The 1,910-nt window shown below is 54.8% G+C and carries 1 protein-coding gene and 1 pseudogene; one reads left to right on the plus strand and one right to left on the minus strand.

The window, feature by feature from the left end; all coding sequences use genetic code 11:
* Positions 1–780 precede the first annotated feature (780 nt).
* A pseudogene (locus AC01FP_RS17275) lies at positions 781–1,053 on the minus strand (transposase); the annotation flags it as partial.
* A 617-nt stretch (positions 1,054–1,670) separates the two neighbouring features.
* Between AC01FP_RS17275 and AC01FP_RS17280 the strand changes: the two are divergent.
* Positions 1,671–1,847 (plus strand): hypothetical protein, encoded by a 177-nt coding sequence (locus AC01FP_RS17280; RefSeq protein WP_474481944.1) that lies wholly within the window; start codon positions 1,671–1,673, stop codon positions 1,845–1,847.
* Positions 1,848–1,910 lie beyond the last annotated feature (63 nt).

Below are 1,910 nucleotides of genomic sequence, written 5' to 3' on the forward strand. Positions count from 1 at the left end.
AGGTTGTGCAGCACCTGCTGCACACGCAGCGCATCGCCCAGCCGCAGCGGCCCCGCGGGCGGCGCGGACACCTCGAGTGGCACGCCGTTCTCCGCCGCCACCGGCTGGTGCAGCGCCGCCACCGCCCGCAGCAGCGCCACTGGGTCGAAGGGTGCCGGTTCGAGCCGCAGGCGCCCGAACTCCAGCCGCGACCCGCATAATTAGGTCGATGCGATAGGGTGAGCCTTCTAATTCTAGCAGGCTTGCGGGGCTTATCGACTCAACGGTAACTGGCTGAATGTCGTTTTCTGAAATCCCATGATTGATTAGAGGCTGCCTGTTTCCAGATGCTAGGGAGCCTCTGGGTAACAATGATTTGACGTTGACCGGGGAGTGGAAACTTTTGGGAGAATGATTTTGGGCTGCTTCTACCCATGATTATCTTATTTTCACTGATTTAAGGGGAGTATTGGATTGTTTTAGGCTCAATACGGTGCCCAGACGATAGCCTAATTGTTCGCTTTTCCTGTCGACAGTAGGTAGCGGTGAGCGATATATAGATTCGTGAGTGCTGCAGGCATATTGGCCTTGCGGTGGTTCTTGGCCATGCCACGGAGCCGAGTTTTTCTAAACCCAAACTGCTCCTTGATAATACGAAATGGTGAGCAACCTTGGCACTGATGTGAGCCTTTGCCGTTTCAACCAGATCCAGTAATCGTCCATCCGGGGTGTTGGGTAGTGCTCTCCATTTACCTGGCCTCATGGTAACCCGATCAGTGATGTTCTTGTCGGCATTCTCAGCCTGCTTCTCGCAACCTCGATCAGCGCATCTTCCATAGCTGGATCACTGAGTTTGTACCACTGCTGCATCAGGTTAATCCTCAGCATGGTGGCCAAGGGATACGGCGGACGGCCACCTTTGCTGCTTGCTTTTGGATAAACAGGCTCGACCAGATCAAGCAACGGATGCCAGGGCACAACCTGATCCAGCTCGGCCACAAATTTCTCCTTCTTGGTGCGCTTTTTGGTGGCGGTCTGCTCGTAATCGGAAAAGCCAAGTTGCTTGCCGCACATCACCTCAGTACTGTCCTTGGTTTATGCCCCTAGCGCAATCAGCCTGCGTTTTCCAGAGTCTCTCTAGACCGCCGAAGTTAGGCGTATACTTGTCGTCTTAGTCTGGGTTAAGCCCCAGCTCACGGGTTCCAGCTGAATCTAAGATTGCATAATTATACAATCTTAGATTCTTCTCCGTTGTTCAGTTCGGATAGCCTCTGAAAATAGAAGGGCACTGGCTCAACAATAGCGCCGCTCCATGGCAAGGTGCTGTGATAGGAAAAAGAGAATGCGCCATAAATCCATCGTTTCCTCCTATCTGTATGCACCGCACTGAGTCACTGCGGTGCATCTACAGGTCGCTCAATGTTGCTCTGCGAACTGTTGAATCAAGTAGTGAGATAGGCTTTTTGGTATCATGTTGACTTGTGGAGATTTTATTGTACACTTGGCATGACAAAATGCAAACTTGATAACCGTTTTGTGGGATCAGGTGGCCCCCGGTTGCCGCCGTAGCCGGCCCGGTTCCGGACTACCTGGCAAAAGTCCACGGTGGCTGGCAAGCCCCTCCTCAGAGTTGTGGCTTGCCAGCTCAGCTCGCTGATGATACGGGTTTGATCAATCGCATACCGTCTGTCGTGACTAGTCAGCAGGTCATCGAGCGCATGCAAATAACTTCCACCACCTCATTGTTCGTGCGCTCCCTCTGCAGCATTCTCCCCGCCCGCACCCGCGGGGCCTGCCGGCGCCGGCAGGCGGAGGCCCTGCAGCGCCAGTGGCTCAGCCGGCTCGCCTGGGGGCCCAGGGCCGCCTAAAAGTCTGTCCCGATAGCTCTTGGCGGGGCTGTCAGCATTGGGTTCGCTCGGCGGGTCTCAGTG

It is taken from the genome of Cyanobium sp. NIVA-CYA 375, from assembly GCF_056108345.1.